Raw genomic sequence first — 20,224 nt, forward strand, 5'->3', positions numbered from 1 at the left:
CACTTCTATCGATAGAGTTAGTGTGGGTCGGGCCGAAGGGCAGCCAATGCCAAGATGCCACCTAGCGCGGCCAACGCGATCGGGAACATGGTGAAGACACCATACCCAAATGCAAAATACATCCCAGCTGCCGAGGCAAGCATCAGCCCGCCGCCGATCTGTGCAACAGACCGTGCCATCGCGCCTCCTGCCAGCGCCAACAACGGCGCGATCAAGGCAAACGCGCGTATGCGACCGGGGTTCTCGACCTGCTCAGCCAGATCCGGAACCTCGCCAAACCGGTCGATCACTTCCGTATACCCATATCCAAAAAATCCGACGATCATGCCCAGCACACCTGCAATCACACCCAAAACCAACGCGGCATTACGCATCATATATCTCCTGTTCTTTCATCCCAGATAAGGGATCACACGTCGTTCTCCAACCACTTCGCTTGCGTTTTTGCATCCCACCCCAACGTCAACTGGCCATCAGCCTCGATCACAGGGCGCTTCATCAATGTGGGATGCGCCGCCAACAAAGCCACCGGGTCGGCGGCACGGCCGTCTTCAGACAACCCGCGCCACGTGGTCGAGCGCTTATTCACCAGTGCATCGCCGAACGCATCGAAAAACCGGCTAAGATCGTCGCCTGCAACCCCATCGGCACGTACGTCGACATAGTCCAGATCACGCCCGGCATCCCCCAACGCCTTCACCGCCTTGCGGCAGGTATCACAATTCTTCAACCCCCAGATGCGCATCTTCACCTCTGTCATACTCCTGTCACGCGACACCCTGATGGTGCCAGTTGCGTCATTTATGACCTCATAAGGCGTGAAACGAAAGGATGCAGAGTTCCGCTGCAAACAAGGCGCTTCCAAGGTTTTTCTTGCATTTCGCCGCCCCACGGCCCATGTCAAAGGGGTAAGACAGAACTATCTACCGCCTCCTTTCATGCAGTCGGACGATACCTGATTGCGAACGAAGGCCCGCAAAGTGCAGGGCTACATTAAGGAGAAGCGGACATGTCCGATAAACAAACCGGAACCGTGAAATGGTTCAACACCACCAAAGGCTATGGCTTCATCGCACCCGACAATGGCGGCAAAGACGTGTTTGTGCACATCTCGGCTGTTGAGCGTTCGGGCCTGACCGGTCTGGCCGACAACACCAAAGTGGCTTACGAGCTGCAAGAAGGCCGTGACGGTCGCCAGTCGGCGATTGATCTTGAGGTTCAGGGCTAATTAGAAGCAAACCCTGATACGATCATAAGCGTATTCACCGACCATTCGAGGCAGCGATTGCCCGTAATCGCGTTCGAATGAGAGTGGAATGCTGCAGATCGGATTTGCTTTGAGCCTACCGTTTAAAGTTGCGAAACCCCGCTGCGATTGCTGCGGGGTTTTTCTTTGGGGAGTGTGAGACACCCTCGCGCGACATCTACAAAGGGCGGCGCCTGACCCTAGGTGGGTGCGAAGCGCCCTGTCACGCCGGAGGCGTGCCTCTGGCACGACGGGGAGGGTCGGGCGCTGCCCGTGCGTGGCACGGGCACAATCGAGAAACATCCGCTTTCACATGTCGGAACAAACCCTTTTTGCCCCAGACATCATCAACATTGACCTCAGGTTGATTCCACATTTCTATGCTCCCAGATTTCCAAAGCAGGAGCATTCAGATTGACATTAGATACCGAAGATCGGATCGGCCTTCTTGAGAAAGAGGTGTCGCGCTTAAATGAGGTCGAGCCCAAAGCCCTTAAATACTTTCAGGCCGCGGTTAGCTTAGCAATGGCAACGTCAGCAGTCATTATCACTATCAACTTCTTTGACGGTAACAACGCAGACAGGGAACTGGAGCGACTTAGGGAAGAAATTAGCTTCATGCGAATGGAAGTCGAGCGAGCAAAAGGGCACTCACTGCCGACACATGTGCAGCTCGAACAACCAACTGGTTATGAAACTGAAGAAAAATACCCTCTGCGTGTGTCTGTGCATTACGACAATCATGAAATCGATGGCAGTCACGAAACTAAGTACACAGTCAGAGCAACGCTCTATCTAGGCTTGGTTTCTGCAGAAACCACTATATTGCGAGGGTTTCAGTACCAGTTGAGCGGGAAGCTCGCAGAGTTTTCAGAAGGGCGAATGCATCCAGGCTTTCGCGACATTCTGACAAAGAATGCAAACAAGCCCAGCGATGATCAAACGGATGAAGATAAATATCTGTCGCGTATGAATAGCGCAGGTTACTCTGCTACAGGGGGCGAAGAAAATCAGCGCACATTGGTCAAAGACACGAAAACTCATAGATCTATTAGCACAGACCAATCTCAGCTAACATGCGATGAAGCACTTGAACTCCAAGAAACCTTAGTCCGTGAAATTAATGCAGAGACTGGCATCAAGCAAAAGATTAGACTAGTTTTGGACTCAGGTCCCGCCCCCCGGAAACACGAAATTTCAATCAAAGCAACCGTGGACAAAGCCAACTGGATTGAGCGGCTAGGGTGCCCGGAAAAAAACAACTGAAGCGAATTCTGTTAGAACTTCTCTTTACCTATTAGCTTTGTGCAAGACACGAAATTCATCAAGTGAATTGCCAGATTGCAGAGCCAACGTGAAATCAGCACCGCATTGAAGGAAGGTACAAACATGTCGGCGACGTGGCAAAAACATAGCCACGTCGTCTAGCAGGTACTGCATCACCCCTTCAACTCCGCTTCAAACTCGCGCCATTCGCCCTTCGACATGCCCGAGTTCTCCTGCGTGACCTCTTCGCCCTTCAGCATCCGGCGGACGCAATCCATTGCACGGCCGGAGAGGTTGGCGCCGCCAAGGCGGTAGTCCTCGAACGCGCCGTATGCGGCGGGGACCCAGTCGGCGACGACTTTGCAGATCGCGTCCGCATAGACGCGGATTTCGTATTGGGCATGGTGGTCGGCGCGCAGGCGCAGGAAGTGGAACAGGTTGTGCAAGTCCACCTTCCAGTACCATTGGGTATAGATGTTGGCGGGCAGGTTCATCCGCGCCAGTTCGCGGGCCAGACCGTCCTGCCCGTCATCTGAAATCATTTCTTCATAGTGATCATAGGCGCGGTTGCTGTCGGCCTTCAGAATCTCCAGAACCCGCGCAGCTTCCTCGCCTTGAAGCGCGGCACCCCGGCCTTGGTTGTTCACCACCGATTGCGCGGCGACATGTTCGGGGGCCGGGATATAGAACTCGCGGTCAAGGATCGAATAGCGCGCCGAGTATTCGTTCACATTCGCGGTCCGGTGACGGATCCACTGGCGGGCCACGAAGACGGGCAGTTTGACGTGCAGCTTGATCTCGCACATCTCGAACGGGGTCGAGTGCCAGTGGCGCATCAGATACCGGATCAGCCCTTCGTCATTCTGCACCGATTTGGTGCCCTTGCCGTAAGACACCCGCGCGGCCTGACAGATCGCGGCGTCGTCGCCCATATAGTCGATCACCCGGACAAACCCGTGATCCAGCACCTCATGCGCGGTATACAGGTGTTTTTCCATCCCCTCGCTGACCACACGGCGGGTCTGGGCGCTTTGGGCGCGTTGCTCTTCGATTTCCTGGATCTGCTCGGGGCTTAATGACATTGCGAATCTTCCCTTGGTTGCCTGCCCCGCCACTATATCTAGGTGTCGCCCGTCAAAAAACACCGATATGCCGCAAGGGCAATCATTCTGCTTTTCAGACAGGCTGCGCCTGATATGGTAGCGCCAACACACACATTTTACAGGGACGCCAATGACACTACGCTATCTGCACACGATGGTCCGGGTGAAGGATCTTGAGGCCAGCATGAAGTTCTATGAGCTTCTGGGGCTTGAGAAAACCCGGCAACATGATTCCGAAGAAGGTCGCTTTTCGCTGATCTTTATGGCCCCTCCCGGCCAGCCCGACTGCCCGGTCGAACTGACATATAACTGGGATGGCGACGACGAGCTGCCGTCGGACAGTCGGCATTTTGGGCACTTGGCCTATGAGGTCGACGATATTTACGCCATGTGCCAGCACCTTCAGGACAACGGTGTTGTAATTAACCGCCCGCCGCGTGATGGCCGCATGGCCTTCGTTCGATCGCCTGACAATGTCTCGGTCGAGCTGCTTCAGGCTGGCGGATCTTTGGCACCACAAGAGCCGTGGGCCAGCATGGGCAACACCGGTCACTGGTGATGTCCGTCTGGGGCGCAATTGGTCGGGTGGTGATGCGCAGTTTTACACGCGCATCACTTATCGCCATGGCAGCCCCGCATATCGCTTTTTCTCAACCCCAGTGCAGGCAGGCGCTTGCGCTGGGGTTGGACGTTTCAGGATCGGTAGATCTGCAAGAATACCGGTTGCAGTTGGATGGTGTGGCCGCAGCGCTGCAAAGCCCGAAAGTCGTGGAAAAACTGTTGGCGTCAAAGGACACCTTCATTGAACTCAGCGTGTATGAATGGAGCGGCCCAGGGCATCAGCGCTTGTTACAGGGGTGGACAGCTGTGACATCACGCGAGGTGATCACCGATATCGCCAATACATTGCGTGGCGTTGAACGCATCCCGGTGGATCCCTCGACAGGTTTGGGGCGGGCAATGCTCTATGGCGCAGATGCTTTAGCACAACGCCCCGATTGCTGGTCCCACAGTTTGGATCTGTCCGGAGACGGGCAATCAAATTCCGGAATCCACCCGCAGGACGCACGCATCGACCCGGCGCTGGACAATGTTGTGGTGAATGCGCTGGTCGTGGGGGCCAATGTCCCAGGACGCGATCTGACCGCCTATTTCGAGGCATATGTCCTGCATGGGATTGGAAGCTTCACCATGCAGGCCAGCAACTTCAAGGAATTCGAAACCGCTATGATCAAGAAACTGCTGCGCGAAATGCAGGGTATCGTGGTGTCATACGCCCCGCCACCGGCAGATCAATAGATATAGCGGATTTGATCCGTCCAATACCGTTCAACGCGTTTCAATGCGGTGTTGATATCGTTGATCCCGTCAGAAGACAGTACATCGCGCGATTGCAGCCCGTCTGCGTGACGTTCAAACAGTCCCGCCACCGTGTCGCGAATCGAGCGGCCTTTTTCTGTAAGCCGGACCCGAACAGACCGCCGGTCAATCTCGCAGCGTTGATGGTGCATATAGCCCATTTCAACCAGCTTTTTCAGATTATAGGACACGTTCGAGCCCTGATAGTATCCGCGGCTTTTAAGCTCGCCCGCGGTCACCTCGTTGTCGCCGATATTGAACAGAAGCAACGCCTGTACCGCGTTCACTTCCAACACACCGACGCGTTCAAATTCATCCTTGATCACATCCAGAAGCAGCCTGTGCAAACGTTCGACCAACGCCAGAGCTTCAAGATATTGCACGACGAAGCCGTGATTGACCGATTGCCCAATGGGGGAATGCATACTCATTCGTCTCTCCGAACCATTAATGGAACGAACTTAGAGGCCGAAAGAAGAACATTCGGTTAAATATGTTGATAGTCCGCCGCGAAGATCGGAACAATTTTCAGAAAACAGCCTGATGTTCAGCGCGCTTGCATGTGCTCGGCAATCCGCGCAACCAGGTCTGACAGTCCGGCAGGTGCGTCCTGCTGGCCAGACACCCATTGATACAAATCCTGATCGTTCTCACCAAGAAGCGCCTCGTACAAGTCCAGTTCGTCTGTGCGCATCCCGTCAAGATGATCATCGGCATATCGCGACAGGATAATGTCCATTTCCTTGATCCCGCGCCGCATCGAACGCATCGCCAATCGTTTCACACGATGTTCGTGGGTTTCGCCCTCGCGGGCGCCGGGTGTTTCTTTCAACTGATCAAGGTGAATGCCGCTCATCTTTTATCCTTCCAACCGCTTGCGCAGGCGTTTCTCCAAGCGGCCCAACTGATCCGCCGAACGGTTCATCTGCATTTTGATATCGCGGATTTCAAGCAGAAGATCGCGCACTTCCGGGGCATCGGCTCCATTCTGCGACGGCTCTTCAACCCCTTCCCCTTCGCCAGTCAAAAGCCAACGCATCGACACGTTCAGGACGCCCGACACCATCTGCAGTTTATTGGCGCGTGGTTCGGAAAGATCTTCTTCCCATCCACGCAATGTCTTCAGCTTGATACCCAGCCGTTTTGCCAAAGCGGATTGCGACATACTTTCGGCTTCGCGCGCGGCAGCAAGGCGATCCCCGAAGGTCGCGGCATCCTCGGAATACCAATCACCGTTTGTTGCTGTCTGTTCCATGCCTGTCTCTCCTCATACAATGTCGATACGTGGCACCTGTTGATGCTTGATCAGCCTCGCGGCGCACCCTAGAAGAAATGCGATGAACATACAAACCGAGGCCGCCATGTCTTTCCTCTCCGCGACACTTGACCGCGTAAAACCCTCTCCGACCATCGCTGTTTCCACCTTGGCGGCCGAGTTGAAAGCCGCTGGGCGGGACGTGATCGGCCTTGGCGCCGGCGAACCGGATTTCGACACGCCCGATCACATCAAAGCCGCCGCGAAAGCCGCAATTGATGCGGGCAAGACGAAGTACACGGCACCGGATGGGATGCCCGAACTGAAGCAGGCCATCTGCGACAAGTTCAAACGCGAAAACGGGTTGGTGTACACGCCCGCTCAGGTCTCGGTTGGGACGGGCGGCAAGCAGATCCTGTATAACGCACTGATGGCCACGCTGAACCCGGGGGACGAGGTGATCATCCCGGCCCCTTATTGGGTCAGCTATCCCGATATGGTTCTGTTGGCCGGTGGCGAACCGGTTGTGGTCGAGTGCCCCATTGAAACCGGCTTCCGCATGACGCCCGAACAGCTTGAGGCTGCGATCACCCCCAAGACCAAATGGCTGATCTTCAACTCGCCCTCAAACCCAACCGGCGCGGGCTATACGCGCGAGCAGTTGAAAGCTTTGACCGACGTGTTGATGCGCCACCCGCATGTCTGGGTGATGACGGATGATATGTATGAACATCTTGCCTATGGCGATTTCGAGTTCTGCACCCCGACCGAGGTCGAGCCCGGCCTTTATGACCGCACGCTGACCTGCAACGGCGTGTCGAAAGCCTATGCCATGACCGGCTGGCGCATTGGTTATGCGGCTGGTCCGGTGGAACTGATCGCAGCCATGCGCAAGATCCAATCGCAATCGACATCGAACCCCTGTTCGGTCAGCCAATGGGCTGCTGTGGAAGCATTGAACGGAACGCAGGACTTCATCGCCGAGAACAACAAAATGTTCGTGCGCCGCCGTGATCTGGTGGTCGAGATGCTGAACGCAGCAATAGGCATTGACTGCCCGGTGCCCGATGGCGCGTTCTATGTCTACCCGTCAATCAAGGGCTGCATCGGCAAAACCACGGCGGGTGGCGTGAAGATCGATACGGACGAGGCATTCGCCAAGGCGCTTTTGGAAGAGAAAGGCGTGGCTGTGGTCTTCGGATCGGCCTTTGGCTTGTCGCCGAACTTCCGTGTCAGCTATGCCACGTCGGACGACGCCTTGAAAGAAGCCTGCACCCGCATTCAGGACTTCTGCGCCTCTTTGGTATAGAACGGCAGATAATTAGATTCGAAAGGCCTATTATGTCCGCTGCGCTTCCAGACTATTATTTCCGCATCCGCGAGAACGGCGCTTTTGTCTTTAAGGTGGACACGGAAAACCGGCAGCGCCGGATCGAGCTGGATCAGATTGCCGTTGTAAACGTCAAGAACGGCGAGGTGAAGCCAAGCGGCAATCACACGCTGTCAGACGAGGATACTGCGGCAATCACCGACTGGCTGGACAAGCGACAGGCGCAGCTACGGCAGCGTGATATTGACGATATCCTACGGACGGTCGATCACCTGAACCTGACCACCCACTGGGCACAAGCCCGCGCGTCGGATGAGGATCTGGAACAGGTGACTGATGCACTGCTTCTGGCAATGCATGACCTGCGCACGATGCTGGTCCGCAAAAAGGCAGATCGCCTGATCAAAGACTAGCAGGAACAGGCTAGCAAACATGCCCCACCTGCACCGGGGGTAAGGGGCGCCGCCCCTCGCCTCAAAGAGGCTCACCCCGGGATATTTTCAACAAGAAAATGCGGCGCGCCTGCCACCTTCGCCGAGATATCTTTTTCTTGTTCCAAATATCCTCGCCGAAGGCATGGAATTCGCCGCGCAACAGCGCGGCCAGCGGACACCTAAACGCGCCCACACCGGTCGATTGGTTCAGCCCGCTGAGTTGATCCGCGAGGATTGCATCCAAAACCGCCACGACATGAAAGCCCCAGCGCAGATTAGCCCCAATAGCAGCCCCCACCAGACCCCGATCGCACCAAAACCGAATGTGATCGCAAGAAGGTATGACGATCCCATGCCAACCACCCAATAGCTGAGGCTTGCGATGATCATCGGAACGCGGGTGTCCTGCACACCGCGAAGAAGCCCCATTGCGATGGCCTGCGCCCCATCAGCAAACTGGAACAAAGCCGCCACCACCAACAAGGATGTGCCAACGACCACGATCTGATCGCGCAGCGGTTCAGCCGGGTCCAGGAACAGCTGGATCAGCGGGGCCGGGAAAAACAGGAACAGAATGACCGTCAGCCCGCCAAACAATACGGAGGCCAAAGTCACAGCCAGCGCCCCGCGCCGAAGTCCGATTTCATCATGACGCCCCAGTGCGCGACCTGCACGCACCGTTGCCGTCATCGACAGACCCAGATGTACCATGAAGAACAGAGCTGTGATCTGCAGCGCGATCCCATGAGCGGCCAGCTCAAGTGTGCCTATGAGACCCACAACGATGGTAGAAGCCGAGAACATTCCCACTTCGGCAAGCGTCGTCATTCCGATTGGAATGCCTAGCTTCAACAGTGCCCACAACGCTTCCCAATCGGGCTTCCAAAGCCTTTGGAACAAAGCTTGTTCGGGGTTCAGGCGGGCTGCATAGATCGACAACACAAGACCTGCTGCGACCTGGATCGTGACGGATGCAATTGCTGCCCCTCGCACTCCAAGTTCAGGTGCACCCCAATTCCCGAAGATCAGCGCATAGTTGATAACACCGTTCATCACGGCGGCAACAACCGTAGCCCACAGAACAATTCTGGCATGCTCAAGCGCTGATAAATAGCTTCTCAGCGCCATAACAGCCAGCGCCGGGATCATTCCAAACCCGGCAATCCGCAGATAGCTTTGGGCAATATTGCTCAGCTCTGCATCCTGCCCCATTGCGCGAAGCACAGGCGCTGAAAACCACATCAACGGCAGAACGGTTATTGCAAAACCAAGCGAGATCCAAAGCGCCATGCGGGTCAGGCGGCGCACGCGAACGTCATCCCCAGCCTCGTGGGCTTCGGCAACCATCGGCATCAACGCAAAGGCAGGGCCCGATCCCATGATCAGGAAGATGAAGAAGAAAGTGCCCGCCAGTGTGACCGCGGCCAGTTCGTCAACCCCGTACCAGCCCAGCATAATCGTATCGGTGATCTGCACCGAAAACTGCGCCAATTGCGAGGCCACCAGAGGCGTGCCAAGCACCAATATCGCCCGCATGTGCTGGGGAAGAGTCATTACCTGTGTCATATCCCACCTCTATTCCTGGTGGTCGGGCGGGGCAAGCACAGACTGACGATGCTATCGCAGCATTGCCAGCAGAGCTTTGGACGGTGTTCCCGTCACGGCCAACCCACGCGCGCGCTGGAAGGCTTCGATGGCGGCGAAGGTTTTTTTGCCTAAAACGCCGTCCGCCTCTCCGGCGTCAAAACCCGCGCGTGTCAGTCCACGCTGCAAGGCCTTTCGATCCGCCAATGTCAGCCCATGTTCATCCGGTCCAAACGTGGCACGTAGTGCGGGTCGCCCTGCAAGGCGATCAGACAGATGGCCCACACCGATGATATATTTCTGCGCATTGTTATAGCGGCCAATGACCGAATAATTGTGATAGACTTCGAATACTGGGCCGCTATCCCCTGCGGGTTTGACCACACGACCACGACCCGAAGGCGCACGTCCCGTGATCTCGTCCCCCCATCGCTGCCCGCGTTTCCAACCAGATCTGCTGAGATAGGCTGCGGTCGAGGCCAGCGCATCCGTCGGATCATCCGACCAAATGTCGCGCTTGCCATCGCCCCGGAAATCCACCGCATATGCCAAATAAGATGTCGGGATGAATTGCGTATGCCCCATAGCGCCAGCCCAACTGCCGGTCATCCGGTCGGCTGAGACGTCACCACGCTCGAGGATCTTCAAGGCAGCCATCAACTGCCCCTCAAAGAACCGTCCGCGCCGACCATCATAGGCCAGCGTTGACAGGGCCGAGATCACCGGCACATCCCCGCGCCGCTCGCCATAACGGCTTTCTAGCCCCCAGACAGCGACGATCACCTCTTTCTCGACGCCGTATTTAGCTTCCAGCTGTTTCAGAAGGCTTGCATGTTTGCGCAGCATTGCGCGCCCTTTGTCGATCCGCGCATCTGAGGCGGCAATGGCAAGATAATCTTCGAAACTGCGAACAAATTCGGCTTGATTGCGGTCACGTTCGACGACGCCCGGCAGGAAGCCTACGCCTCGAAAAGCACGGGTGACAATGGACGCGCTGATCCCCTGGGCACGCGCACGTGCTTTGGCCCCTTCCACCCACGCATCAAACCCCGCATTTGGCACAGCCCGCATTGACGATCCAGCCGCCCGCGTCGGTGCCGCCACAGCCCCTGCGCCACCTGATTGACAGGCTGCCAAAGACAGTGCTGATAACCCGGCCAAAAGATAACGTCTGGAATAGTTCATAAAATCACCTGTACTGCTTAATCTCGTGCGGCCCATTGGGAATGCAGGCCCCTTTTGGCCCAGACTATCCCCCCTGTGTAAAAGTTTGAACGAAAAAGGGACGCCGAAGCGCCCCTAAGTCATTCTCTGCCGATGTTAATTATGCGCGGCGCTGATCGGGATGCAGGCTTGCCCCCAAAATATGCTCGGAATTATGGATCACCTGACTGGCGTGGCCCACAATCAACGGGTCGGGGGCACGAACGATGTCATGGTCCTTGTCGGGATAGTCTACGGTCGACAGGAAGTGACGCATGCATTCCAAACGCGCGCGTTTCTTGTCGTTCGACTTGATGATGGTCCACGGCGCATCGGCGGTGTGGGTGTAGAAGAACATTGCCTCTTTCGCTTCAGTATAGTCGTCCCATTTCGACAGCGATGCCAAATCGACCGGGCTCAGCTTCCAGCGCTTCAAAGGGTCATCCTTGCGGCTGTCGAAGCGGCGTTTCTGTTCTTCGCGCGTGACCGAGAACCAGTATTTGTACAGTCGAATACCGGACCGTGTCAGCATCCGCTCATATTCGGGCGTCTGGCGCATGAATTCCAGATACTCGGTCGGCGAACAAAACCCCATGACCCGCTCGACACCAGCGCGGTTGTACCACGAGCGGTCATAGAAAACCATTTCACCTTCGGTCGGCAGCTGGCTGATATAGCGTTGATAAAACCACTGGCCGCGTTCTTCATCGGTGGGCTTGTTCAAGGCCACCACACGGGCCTCGCGCGGGTTCAGATGCTCCATAAAGCGTTTGATCGTGCCGCCCTTCCCGGCCGCATCACGGCCTTCGAACAACAGAACGAACTTCTGACCCGTTTCACCAACCCAACGCTGCACCTTCAACAACTCAGCCTGCAAACGCGCCTTCTCGGCCTCGTATTCCTTGCGGCCCAGCTTGACATCATAGGGGTACTTGCCGTTTTCGAATGTCTCGCGGATTTTGTCAGCACTGACCTTGGGAAACGGCTTTGCCGCGGGCACTGGCTTGGCTTCTGGGGCTGCCTTTACCGCTGTTTTCGGCGCACTGGTACGGGTCTGTGTAACGCTCATTCGCATCTCTCCTTCTTTGTTTGCTTTGCCCTTAGCAGCAGCGCCAAACAGGTGCTTTGATCCGCATCAATAAATTCCCAGTTGACGGGTCAAATCGCGCGTAGAGAAAGGAAAAGACCCACCAAAAGGCAGGCCTTTCCAGCGCGGAACCGTGCGGAAGATTCAGTTCGGGCGATCCACCCGGATGGTCACATGAGCCGTGCCCCGCACGGGCTTGGGCCATTTCAACTGCGCCAGCTGGGCACTGCTGCCCTGATTGACCAAAACATGTGGATTGCTCCAGACTTGGGCGTTGGAGTTATCTCGCAGGTCGCCCTCGATCACGACTGAAGACACCGTACGCGCATTGCCACCGAAAGGAAGATAATCTGACGCATCCAAAGTCCATGTACTTGCGCCAGTATTCTGATTGAACTCCAACGTCACCGGAGAAATCGTACGTTGATCGATCCCTACAAAAACGTTGTCCTGAAAGGTAACATCCCGCGTTCCCCACCCATTCAACGTGCCATGAGTTGTCGATACGCTTTCGATCCGGTCAATCCGTCCGTTCAGCGTGCGAAAGGTATTGTTGCAGACATGGAAGCCCGACAGATAGTGCCCGGTACCAAAGGGCTTGATTACAATCCAGTTAAACCACGATGCCACGTCGTTGGCTGTAAAGATATTATCCGTGACCGTCATGCCGCCAAAGGCAAGTTCGACACCGAAATTCGGGCTGGCGTCGTGTTCGTTGTTCCACTCGATGAAACAGTTGTCGACATAGTTGCCTGTCACAACAGTCTTATTATTCTCAAGCGTGAAGACCAGACCTGCCACACGTGGTCCATCGGTCACTTCGTCCCCTTGAAACAGGTGATTTCCTTGGATGATGTGACCCGCACCATGAAGCACCATAGACGTGCCCATACGCTGAAACCGCGTATCGCGAATTTTCGTATCATTTGCGTTCACGTTCAACGCAACAGAAACCCGGTCTGTGGCAGGCATGCTTTGCTCTGCCGAGATAAACTGGCAGCGATCCACATGCAAATCCTGACATGCGCGCCCGGTCGAACTAATTCCGTGGTTTTTAGGTTTGATGAAGTGACAATCCTGAAACACCATATTTTCGCCATCACGTGCCAGCATGACCGCCGAGGCATGTGAATTGCACTGAAACTCAACCTCAATCAAGTTCATGCGCCGCAGCTCAGCGAATCCTCCGAAATCCAGCACATACTGGTGGCGCGTAAACGTATAGGTCTGGCTAGCCCCAGCCCCCCACAGCGGGCGGCTCAGTGTGATTTCTTCTGCACCAACGTCTACTGATTTTACATAAACTTCACGACCGACCCCATTGCCAGTCACGATCGCCCCAGGTCGAACAGCTGAAATGCCCACAACATTGGTCAATTTCATTGGATTGGCAGGATTATATTGTGCAGCAGATGTCGTGACATCATCATCCCACGCAGAGCCCCCAATAACATAGAATTGCCCGTTGCGGATTGCGCGGCGAATTAGGAAACTGTCTGCCGTAGAATATGCGCTCTGCATATCGATGGGCTCGGTTACGTCGATACGCCGACCACACATGTCCAGAACCTTGTGATCAGCATAATGCAACAGAGCTTGAAACGCTTTTCGGAAGCCCAAAAGCTCGCTACCGAATGCGTCGATGTAAGTGGGCAGATCAAAAGACCGTGTCAGCGACAAATAGACGTTGTCCGCCATCGTCATCGTACCCTCGAAGCGGATATCCGTATGCAGCGTCAGGTTTGCGCCGATGTGAAACACCCCATCGGGCACCAGAAGGGTACGCCCCCCCGAGGCAGCATCGGCGGCTTGGAACGCCGCGCGGTCATCTGTGACGCCATCACCAACCGCCCCAAAATCCCGCACATCTACCCAGTCCATCATGTCGCGCAGATACGCCCCGGTAACGTCTTCAACGATGATATCGTCAATGCGCACTGAAGCCCCGTTCGACCCCGTCATATCCAGCCCGATATGGGCATAGGCCACATCAGCACCCCAAACCATGTCGACGCTCGACCGGCTACCCGATCCGATGATCGCCGATACTTCGACCACTTCGCCATATGACGTCAGCGCGACATCGGATCCAGTTTCGACATATCCGGCTGCGTGGCCTCCACCTGACAGGCTGGGTCGCGCGGCGATGCGCACCGAAGGCAGCGGCCCCGAAATCGCCTTGACCCGCGCACGCACCCGTAAATAGCACCCCTGCTCGAACGGGGTTTGGCCCATATAGCGCAGGGTCTGCGTGTTCTGATCCTTGAACAGCTCTAGACAGCTGTCGAAATCCTGATCGGCCGGAACAATCGCCGCATTACCCGCCCCGTCATAGGTCAGAGTGCCGGGCGTGCCGTCCTCGCTTGACCAGACTGCCAGCCCATCCGCAAATTCAGGCGGCATGAACACCACCCCTTCGGTAATCGCCTTGTTCATAAGGTTCCCTTTCCGGTCGATATCCACGCAAAGCCCCGCGCAGACGCGACGAAGGCGCAGGTCGGGGCGAGAAACGCCAAAAGGGGTAAGTGGCTGGGGTTAATGGGCCATAAGACCGGCGTGCGTTGCGCCCACTGCCAAAGAAAAAACGGCGCCCAAAACGCTGGGCACCGTTAATAATTTCAAAGCCTTACAGGCCTTATTTCACCAGATCTCCGGCCAGAGCTGTGTCGATCAGAACCGCAGTCTCTTTTGCCCCATAAAGGGCTGCAAACCCACCAAACCGTGGGCCTTGGCTGGTGCCCAACAGCACCTCATACAATGCCTTGAACCAGTCGCGCAGGTTGTCGAACCCGTGCAACTTGCCCACCGCATAGACCACCGATTGCAGGAACTCATCCGAGCCGAAATCGACCTCGGGCAGCGGATCTTCATTGCCCATCATCTCATTCTTCTTCGCGATCAACGACAATGCCGCGTCGCCATCACGGAAACCATTGGCCAGTTCTTCAAGCGCGCCACGCTCTTGATCCGTGGGCAGGCGGAACTCTTTCGCGGGTTCCACGAAGTCCTTGTAGTAGGAAACAGCATAACCCGCTGCTGCATCCAGATCCGGGTGCGTCGAAGGGCTGGCATCGGGCGCATAGCGCTGAATGAAACCCCAAAGCTGCGCTTTGTCATCCGCATGTGCGACCGATGCCAGATTGAGCAGCATCGAGAACGGAACCACCATATTCGACACCGGCACGTCGCCGCCGTGGATATGCCACACCGGGTTGTTCAACTGCTGCTTCAGATCCTGCTTGTGATACGCATTCAGCTGCTGGTGATACTCGTCCATCGCCTTGGGGATCACATCGAAATGCATCCGTTTTGCGGTCTTGGGCTTCAGATACATGAAATAGGCCAAGCTCTCGGTCGACGCATAGGTCAGCCACTCGTCGATCGAAATCCCGTTGCCCGAGGTTTTCGAGATCTTCTGACCATTGGCATCCAAGAACAGCTCATAGGTGAAATGTTCTGGCGCACGGTGGCCCAGAATGCGGCAGATCTTGTCATAGATTGGCGTATTGGTGCTGTGATCCTTACCATACATCTCGAAATCGACTTCCAGCGCCGCCCAGCGCGCGCCAAAGTCCGGCTTCCACTGCAACTTCACATTGCCGCCGGTGACGGGCAGCGTCCACTCACGGCCGTCCTCGTCATCAAAGGTGATCGTGTGATCCTCGGCGTTCACCTCTTTCATCGGGACATACAGAACACGACCGGTCTCCGGGTGGATCGGCAGGAAGATCGAATAGGTCTGGCGACGCTCTTCTCGCAGAGATTTCAGCATCACCTCCATGATATCGCCATACTTCTCGACCGCACGCTTCAGCACCTCGTCAAACTGGCCCGAGCCATAGAATTCAGTTGCCGAGTAGAAGTCGTACTCAAACCCAAACGTGTCCAAGAACCGACGCAGCATGGCATTGTTATGATGGCCAAAGCTTTCATGGGTGCCGAACGGATCCGGCACGCTGGTCAGCGGCTTTTGCAAGTGGTCATGAAGGCTTTCCGAGTTCGGAACGTTGCCCGGCACCTTGCGCATCCCGTCCAGATCGTCCGAGAAGCAGACCAGCTTGGTCGGAATGTCCGAAATCACCTCGAAGGCCCGCTGGATCATCGTGGTGCGTGCGACTTCGCCAAAAGTGCCGATATGGGGCAGACCCGACGGGCCATAGCCCGTTTCAAACAGCACATATCCCTTCTCAGGCGCGCCCTTCTGATAGCGTTTCAGCACCCGGCGCGCTTCTTCAAAGGGCCAGGCTTTTGACGCCATCGCGGCGTCACGCATTTCAGGGCTGATCTGATCAGTCATCTGCTGTTTCCTTTATCACTCGGCGCATATCCGCGCCCTTTTGGGGCCTCGTGCCCCTAAGTCCCTCTCCCTATTGCCTAGGGGCATCGGGGTCAATATTCTGCACTGCAACGAATAGGAGCCCAACGTGCAAGACATTCCCCATTCCCTGACCCCACAAGACAGCCTGATTGCCGTGATGATGGCTGTGTCGGCGTCGGATGAACACATTACCTCGGCCGAGCTGTTGACCATCGAGCGGATCGTCAACCACCTGCCCGTCTTCGCCACCTATGACCCGGACCGTTTCAAAACCGTCTCGCAAACCGTGTTTGATCTTTTCGCGGTCGAAGACGGCTTGGACGCGCTGTTCGGGTTGGTCCGCGACAACCTGCCGGAAGATCTGTGGGAAACGGCCTATGCGCTGGCCTGCGATGTAGCCGCCGCTGATGGCGTACTGCAGGGACCCGAGCTGCGTATTCTGGAAGAGATCCGGTACGAGCTGAACATTGACCGCCTACACGCCGCAGCCATCGAACGCGGCGCACGGGCGCGGCACATGACGTTGTAAGCCGGATTGCCCGCCGGTTTTCGGCGGGCAGCATGCGCTCGACAGATCGAGACTCGATCAGCCGCGCCGGCCTGACAGTCGTCGTCGACAGGCAAGCTTCAGTCAAGCGGCTAGGTTCAGAAGGATCGCGCTTACCCACAGCCCCAGACCAAACACGCCATGTGTGATCACGCTTTTCAAGCGCATTTTCCAGGGATTGGGCAGTTTCGCGACGGCAATTCCCCAGCCAAACAAAGGCTGAAAGACCAGCCACGGCACCAGAACGGTCGCCAGCCCAAAGCTTAACCCTTGCCAGATCTGCGGCACTTTCACCGCAGACGGTCCAAACATCGCCAGAAAAGCCACTCCGAAAAGCGCCCCAAGCAAAATATGCGCACCCCATCCAAGCGGCGCCTCGAAGTGTGCAGTGTGCGCAGCGCGAATATCTTGATGTACAAATCCGACATCTGGAACCCTTGCGATCCAACGCCCTACCAAGCAATAAAACCCGTTGGTTGCACCCCAGCCTTGGCGCAAAACTGCGACCACATCCATGATTATCGTTGCACATAAGCCAAGGGTGCCTCCTGCGATCAGGGTCTCGACGAAACTCATAGGCTTTCCTTTCTTTGATGAATCCCGCACTATCCCTGCAACTTGAAGTCAGGTTTAAGTCAACATGTATGTTCTGGACATTGCCGAGGTCGCCGAGCGCAGCGGCCTAACCGCATCAACTCTGCGGTATTATGAAAAGCGGGGGCTCATCGCTTCCGACAGCCGCAATGGGCTGCGGCGTCAATATGATGACACTGTCTTGACCCAGCTCGCACTAATTAGATTGGGTCAAAAGGCAGGTTACTCTCTTGACGAAATCGCAGAGCTCTTTCGCCCTCGCGACGGCGTATTGAAGCTCAGCCCTTCTGAGCTACGCCGACAAGCTGACGACCTGCGCATGCAAGCAAAGGATTTGCACACGACAGCGGCCCTTTTGGATCATATTGCGGCCTGTACCGCGCCATCGCATCTGGAGTGTCCGCGCTTCCAAAACCTGCTTAAGGCCACGCATTCCGCGCGACCTTTGACATGAAAGTCTTTGATCGCCCGCTTGCGGCTACCAAGTCATCGCCTCGCCGACTATGCAACCGAATTGGACATGACATATCGGTGAACTGCACGCGATTGAAACGCGCCGTCACGCACACCATATCCAGCATCAACGCAGCACCCCCAGAGGTTTGAAGACCTCGACCTACTCATGCTGCTGAACGCATAACATTTAGGAAGATCCATGCTGCAAGATTTCAAGATTACCCAGCGCTGGCCTGCCACGCAGCCGGACGTCATCCAGCTCTATTCACTGCCCACGCCGAACGGTGTGAAAGTTTCAGCCATGTTGGAAGAAACTGGGCTGCCATACGAAGCGCATCGCGTCTCGATCATGGACGGCGATCAGTTCACACCCGAGTTCCTGTCGTTGAACCCCAACAATAAGATCCCCGCGATCATTGATCCCAACGGGCCAGACGGCAAACCACTCCCCTTGTGGGAGACCGGTGCCATTTTGATTTATCTGGCTGAAAAATCAGGTAAGTTTCTGCCCACCGACGCGGCGAAACGCGCGGAAGTCATTCAATGGCTGATGTGGCAGATGGGCGGTTTTGGCCCAATGCTGGGTCAGTTTGGCTTCTTCTATGCGTTTGGCGGGAAAGAGATCGAAGACAAGCGTCCCATGGAACGGTATCGCGACGAAGCCAAGCGCCTGCTGGGTGTGTTGGACAAGCGACTGGAAGGGCGCGAGGTTGTGGCCGGTGACGAATATTCGATCGCAGACATCGCCATTTGGCCCTGGGTCCGCGCGCTGTTCACCGCGTATAATGCCAGTGACGTCTTGGAGCTTGAAAGCTTCCCGAACGTGCTACGCTGGCACACGGCATGCGCGGATCGTCCAGCGTCAAAGATCGCAGTGGACATGCCACCGAAACCCTAAAGCTGCGGGCTTTTCTTAAACACCAAAGGGGCCACATGGCCCCTTTTTTACGTTCCGAACAGCACGGACCAGCGAGCGATCAGATCATGCTGCAAACGCCGTGATCGGCGGCTCCAAACACGTGCCCCTTTTGGCCGCTCGCGTGCGGCGCGTTGGATTGCAGCGCGGCGTTCCAAATCACCGGTAAAGATCGCGAAGGCCAGCTCGCGGCCGTTGGGTGCGGTGACGTACCCCGCCAAGGTCGACACGAAATTCAACGTGCCCGTCTTGGCACGGATCACATGATTGCCGCCGTTGGGCAGCAGCTCGGATTTCGGCGGGATGTTTTTCAGCAGCGGGGCAAGGGCTCCGTCCGGCCCCAAAGATATCAGCGCCTTGACCATATCCCGTGCCGTCACGATCGACTGATCACTTAGCCCGCTATGATCAACAAACCGCAGACGGTTGGTGCCCAGCACCTCATGCGCCCAGTCCGACATCATGGCTGCTGAGCCATCCAAATCCCGTGGCGCCCCACGCGACTTGACGCTTGCGGCAAGCCCGACCACCTCGGCCGTCAGGTTCGTCGAATACTTTAGCATTCCCTGCACAATATCCGAGGTTGGCACCGAAGAATGCGTGACCAACGTCATGCCCGCCGCTTCCCCCGATTGCATCTCGGGCCGTGGCAGTTTTACCCCCTGCCCACGTGCAAGTACCTGAAACACCTCGCCAGCATAGATGTCAGGGCGCCTCACCGGCAGCCACCGCGACCCGCCCTTGCCCAGCGCGGCCTGCGCCACGGTCCAGCTGTCCACGCCCGCCGCGTCCTGATACGTGAAGATGGGCGACTTGCGATCCACAACTTGCATGCGTGCAACTTTCACGGCTGGGCGCAATGTCTCGGATCGTGCGTCCATCGCCACGTTCCAGCTTTGTCCGTCGCGCTTCCATTCGAAATGGACCCGGTTGAAGTTCAAATTCAGCCCAGAGATCGAGGGGTTGTACCCCAAGTGATCTGGCTGACCTGAATCAATCACCCGCTGATACGGCAAATAGGTTCCGTTCACATAAAACCGTCCGGTGATGCCTTTCACGCCCTGCGCATGCAAATCCTTTGCCATCTGCGCCAGCGCATCCGTATCCAAAGTTGGATCGGCTCCACCCCGAAGGATCAGGTCCCCCTGCACCAGTCCACCCTGCACAGGACCAGTCGCAACCAAACGCGTTTGAAACACGTGATTTGCGCCCAATGTGTCAAGCGCATAGGCCGCCGTAACTGCTTTGGCCACGCTTGCCGGCGGCAAAGGAAGCACGGGGTTGCGCACCTCAAGCACCTCACCCGTGCGGGCGTCCGCCACCATAAACCCGATCTTCCCCCCCAGCGCAGTTGCCGACACCAAAGCATCGACCGAAGGAAGACTTTTCTTGGCATAATCCCAAGGTTTTGGTTCTGGAAAAAGCGAGGTCGCAGGTGCGTTTGACCATGCGGGCGTTGAAACGCCTGCTCCGAGTCCAACCAAAAATGCGCGTCGTGAAAAGGTCATCGTCATGGGGGCGAGTTA

At 56.4% G+C, this 20,224-nt stretch carries 22 protein-coding genes; 9 read left to right on the forward strand and 13 right to left on the reverse strand.

The annotated features are described in order from the left end of the window. Positions 1–17 precede the first annotated feature (17 nt). On the reverse strand, positions 18–374 hold the full coding sequence (locus tag FIL88_RS08620) for a hypothetical protein (protein ID WP_142853335.1): 357 nt from the start codon (positions 372–374) through the stop codon (positions 18–20). 35 nt (positions 375–409) lie between these two features. Continuing rightward, positions 410–760 (reverse strand): arsenate reductase family protein, encoded by a 351-nt coding sequence (locus tag FIL88_RS08625; protein WP_407642345.1) that lies wholly within the window; start codon positions 758–760, stop codon positions 410–412. A gap of 249 nt (positions 761–1,009) precedes the next feature. Between FIL88_RS08625 and FIL88_RS08630 the strand changes: the two genes are divergently transcribed. Together FIL88_RS08630 and FIL88_RS08635 are read left to right on the forward strand one after the other, a co-directional pair. Further along, positions 1,010–1,228, forward strand: a complete 219-nt coding sequence (locus FIL88_RS08630) for a cold-shock protein (RefSeq protein ID WP_142853336.1) — start codon at positions 1,010–1,012, stop codon at positions 1,226–1,228. 432 nt (positions 1,229–1,660) lie between these two features. Beyond that, a complete protein-coding gene (locus tag FIL88_RS08635; protein WP_142853337.1) occupies positions 1,661–2,512 on the forward strand; it encodes a hypothetical protein in 852 nt (283 codons plus the stop codon). A gap of 173 nt (positions 2,513–2,685) precedes the next feature. On the opposite strand, the gene thyX is transcribed toward FIL88_RS08635, so the two are convergent. Beyond that, positions 2,686–3,594 carry an FAD-dependent thymidylate synthase gene (gene thyX, locus FIL88_RS08640; protein ID WP_142853338.1) on the reverse strand — a complete coding sequence of 303 codons (909 nt, stop codon included), beginning with the start codon at positions 3,592–3,594 and terminating at the stop codon, positions 2,686–2,688. A gap of 151 nt (positions 3,595–3,745) precedes the next feature. Here thyX and FIL88_RS08645 point away from each other — a divergent pair, with 151 nt between their 5' ends. Together FIL88_RS08645 and FIL88_RS08650 are read left to right on the forward strand one after the other, a co-directional pair. Beyond that, the gene (locus FIL88_RS08645) at positions 3,746–4,174 is read left to right on the forward strand and encodes a VOC family protein (RefSeq protein ID WP_142853339.1); all 429 of its coding nucleotides are present in this window, start codon (positions 3,746–3,748) and stop codon (positions 4,172–4,174) included. Then, complete coding sequence (locus FIL88_RS08650) at positions 4,174–4,914, forward strand: DUF1194 domain-containing protein (protein WP_246066653.1); 741 nt, start codon at positions 4,174–4,176, stop codon at positions 4,912–4,914. Before FIL88_RS08645 ends, FIL88_RS08650 begins: the two co-directional genes overlap by 1 nt. Here FIL88_RS08650 and FIL88_RS08655 read toward each other — a convergent pair. The 3 genes from FIL88_RS08655 to FIL88_RS08665 form a co-directional block, all read right to left on the reverse strand. Next, positions 4,908–5,405 carry a MarR family winged helix-turn-helix transcriptional regulator gene (locus FIL88_RS08655; RefSeq protein WP_185960887.1) on the reverse strand — a complete coding sequence of 166 codons (498 nt, stop codon included), beginning with the start codon at positions 5,403–5,405 and terminating at the stop codon, positions 4,908–4,910. The two genes, FIL88_RS08650 and FIL88_RS08655, sit on opposite strands and share 7 nt — an antisense overlap. A gap of 116 nt (positions 5,406–5,521) precedes the next feature. Beyond that, the gene (locus tag FIL88_RS08660; protein ID WP_142853340.1) at positions 5,522–5,830 is read right to left on the reverse strand and encodes a succinate dehydrogenase assembly factor 2; all 309 of its coding nucleotides are present in this window, start codon (positions 5,828–5,830) and stop codon (positions 5,522–5,524) included. A 3-nt stretch (positions 5,831–5,833) separates the two neighbouring features. After that, the gene (locus FIL88_RS08665; RefSeq protein ID WP_142853341.1) at positions 5,834–6,229 is read right to left on the reverse strand and encodes a helix-turn-helix domain-containing protein; all 396 of its coding nucleotides are present in this window, start codon (positions 6,227–6,229) and stop codon (positions 5,834–5,836) included. A gap of 106 nt (positions 6,230–6,335) precedes the next feature. Here FIL88_RS08665 and FIL88_RS08670 point away from each other — a divergent pair, with 106 nt between their 5' ends. Both FIL88_RS08670 and FIL88_RS08675 read left to right on the forward strand, forming a co-directional pair. Beyond that, a complete protein-coding gene (locus tag FIL88_RS08670) occupies positions 6,336–7,538 on the forward strand; it encodes a pyridoxal phosphate-dependent aminotransferase (protein ID WP_142853511.1) in 1,203 nt (400 codons plus the stop codon). Positions 7,539–7,570: 32 nt separating this feature from the next. Next, the gene (locus FIL88_RS08675; RefSeq protein WP_142853342.1) at positions 7,571–7,972 is read left to right on the forward strand and encodes a hypothetical protein; all 402 of its coding nucleotides are present in this window, start codon (positions 7,571–7,573) and stop codon (positions 7,970–7,972) included. Positions 7,973–8,200: 228 nt separating this feature from the next. On the opposite strand, the gene FIL88_RS08680 is transcribed toward FIL88_RS08675, so the two are convergent. The 5 genes from FIL88_RS08680 to FIL88_RS08700 form a co-directional block, all read right to left on the reverse strand. Then, positions 8,201–9,559 (reverse strand): MATE family efflux transporter, encoded by a 1,359-nt coding sequence (locus FIL88_RS08680; RefSeq protein WP_142853343.1) that lies wholly within the window; start codon positions 9,557–9,559, stop codon positions 8,201–8,203. 51 nt (positions 9,560–9,610) lie between these two features. Continuing rightward, a complete protein-coding gene (locus FIL88_RS08685; RefSeq protein ID WP_142853344.1) occupies positions 9,611–10,762 on the reverse strand; it encodes a lytic murein transglycosylase in 1,152 nt (383 codons plus the stop codon). A gap of 139 nt (positions 10,763–10,901) precedes the next feature. Then, positions 10,902–11,849 carry a polyphosphate kinase 2 gene (gene ppk2 / locus FIL88_RS08690; RefSeq protein ID WP_142853345.1) on the reverse strand — a complete coding sequence of 316 codons (948 nt, stop codon included), beginning with the start codon at positions 11,847–11,849 and terminating at the stop codon, positions 10,902–10,904. Between the two features lie 162 nt (positions 11,850–12,011). After that, a complete protein-coding gene (locus FIL88_RS08695) occupies positions 12,012–14,303 on the reverse strand; it encodes a glycosyl hydrolase family 28-related protein (protein WP_142853346.1) in 2,292 nt (763 codons plus the stop codon). Between the two features lie 199 nt (positions 14,304–14,502). Continuing rightward, entirely contained in the window at positions 14,503–16,164 is a 1,662-nt protein-coding gene (locus FIL88_RS08700) for a lysine--tRNA ligase (protein ID WP_142853347.1), read from the reverse strand. Between the two features lie 127 nt (positions 16,165–16,291). Between FIL88_RS08700 and FIL88_RS08705 the strand changes: the two genes are divergently transcribed. Beyond that, positions 16,292–16,714, forward strand: coding sequence for a tellurite resistance TerB family protein (locus FIL88_RS08705; protein WP_142853348.1), 423 nt, complete (start codon positions 16,292–16,294; stop codon positions 16,712–16,714). A 102-nt stretch (positions 16,715–16,816) separates the two neighbouring features. Here the strand turns inward: FIL88_RS08705 and FIL88_RS08710 are convergent, their stop codons facing one another. Then, on the reverse strand, positions 16,817–17,308 hold the full coding sequence (locus tag FIL88_RS08710) for a DUF2938 family protein (protein WP_142853349.1): 492 nt from the start codon (positions 17,306–17,308) through the stop codon (positions 16,817–16,819). A 64-nt stretch (positions 17,309–17,372) separates the two neighbouring features. Between FIL88_RS08710 and FIL88_RS08715 the strand changes: the two genes are divergently transcribed. Both FIL88_RS08715 and FIL88_RS08720 read left to right on the forward strand, forming a co-directional pair. Then, a complete protein-coding gene (locus FIL88_RS08715; protein WP_142853350.1) occupies positions 17,373–17,780 on the forward strand; it encodes a helix-turn-helix domain-containing protein in 408 nt (135 codons plus the stop codon). Between the two features lie 201 nt (positions 17,781–17,981). Next, positions 17,982–18,680: a glutathione binding-like protein gene (locus FIL88_RS08720; RefSeq protein ID WP_142853351.1), complete on the forward strand. Its 699-nt coding sequence runs from the start codon at positions 17,982–17,984 to the stop codon at positions 18,678–18,680. Between the two features lie 47 nt (positions 18,681–18,727). Here the strand turns inward: FIL88_RS08720 and dacB are convergent, their stop codons facing one another. Then, positions 18,728–20,206: a D-alanyl-D-alanine carboxypeptidase/D-alanyl-D-alanine endopeptidase gene (gene dacB, locus FIL88_RS08725; RefSeq protein WP_322788893.1), complete on the reverse strand. Its 1,479-nt coding sequence runs from the start codon at positions 20,204–20,206 to the stop codon at positions 18,728–18,730. Positions 20,207–20,224: the final 18 nt, after the last annotated feature.

The sequence above is a fragment of the Aliiroseovarius halocynthiae genome, from assembly GCF_007004645.1.
Taxonomy (GTDB): Bacteria; Pseudomonadota; Alphaproteobacteria; order Rhodobacterales; family Rhodobacteraceae; genus Aliiroseovarius; species Aliiroseovarius halocynthiae.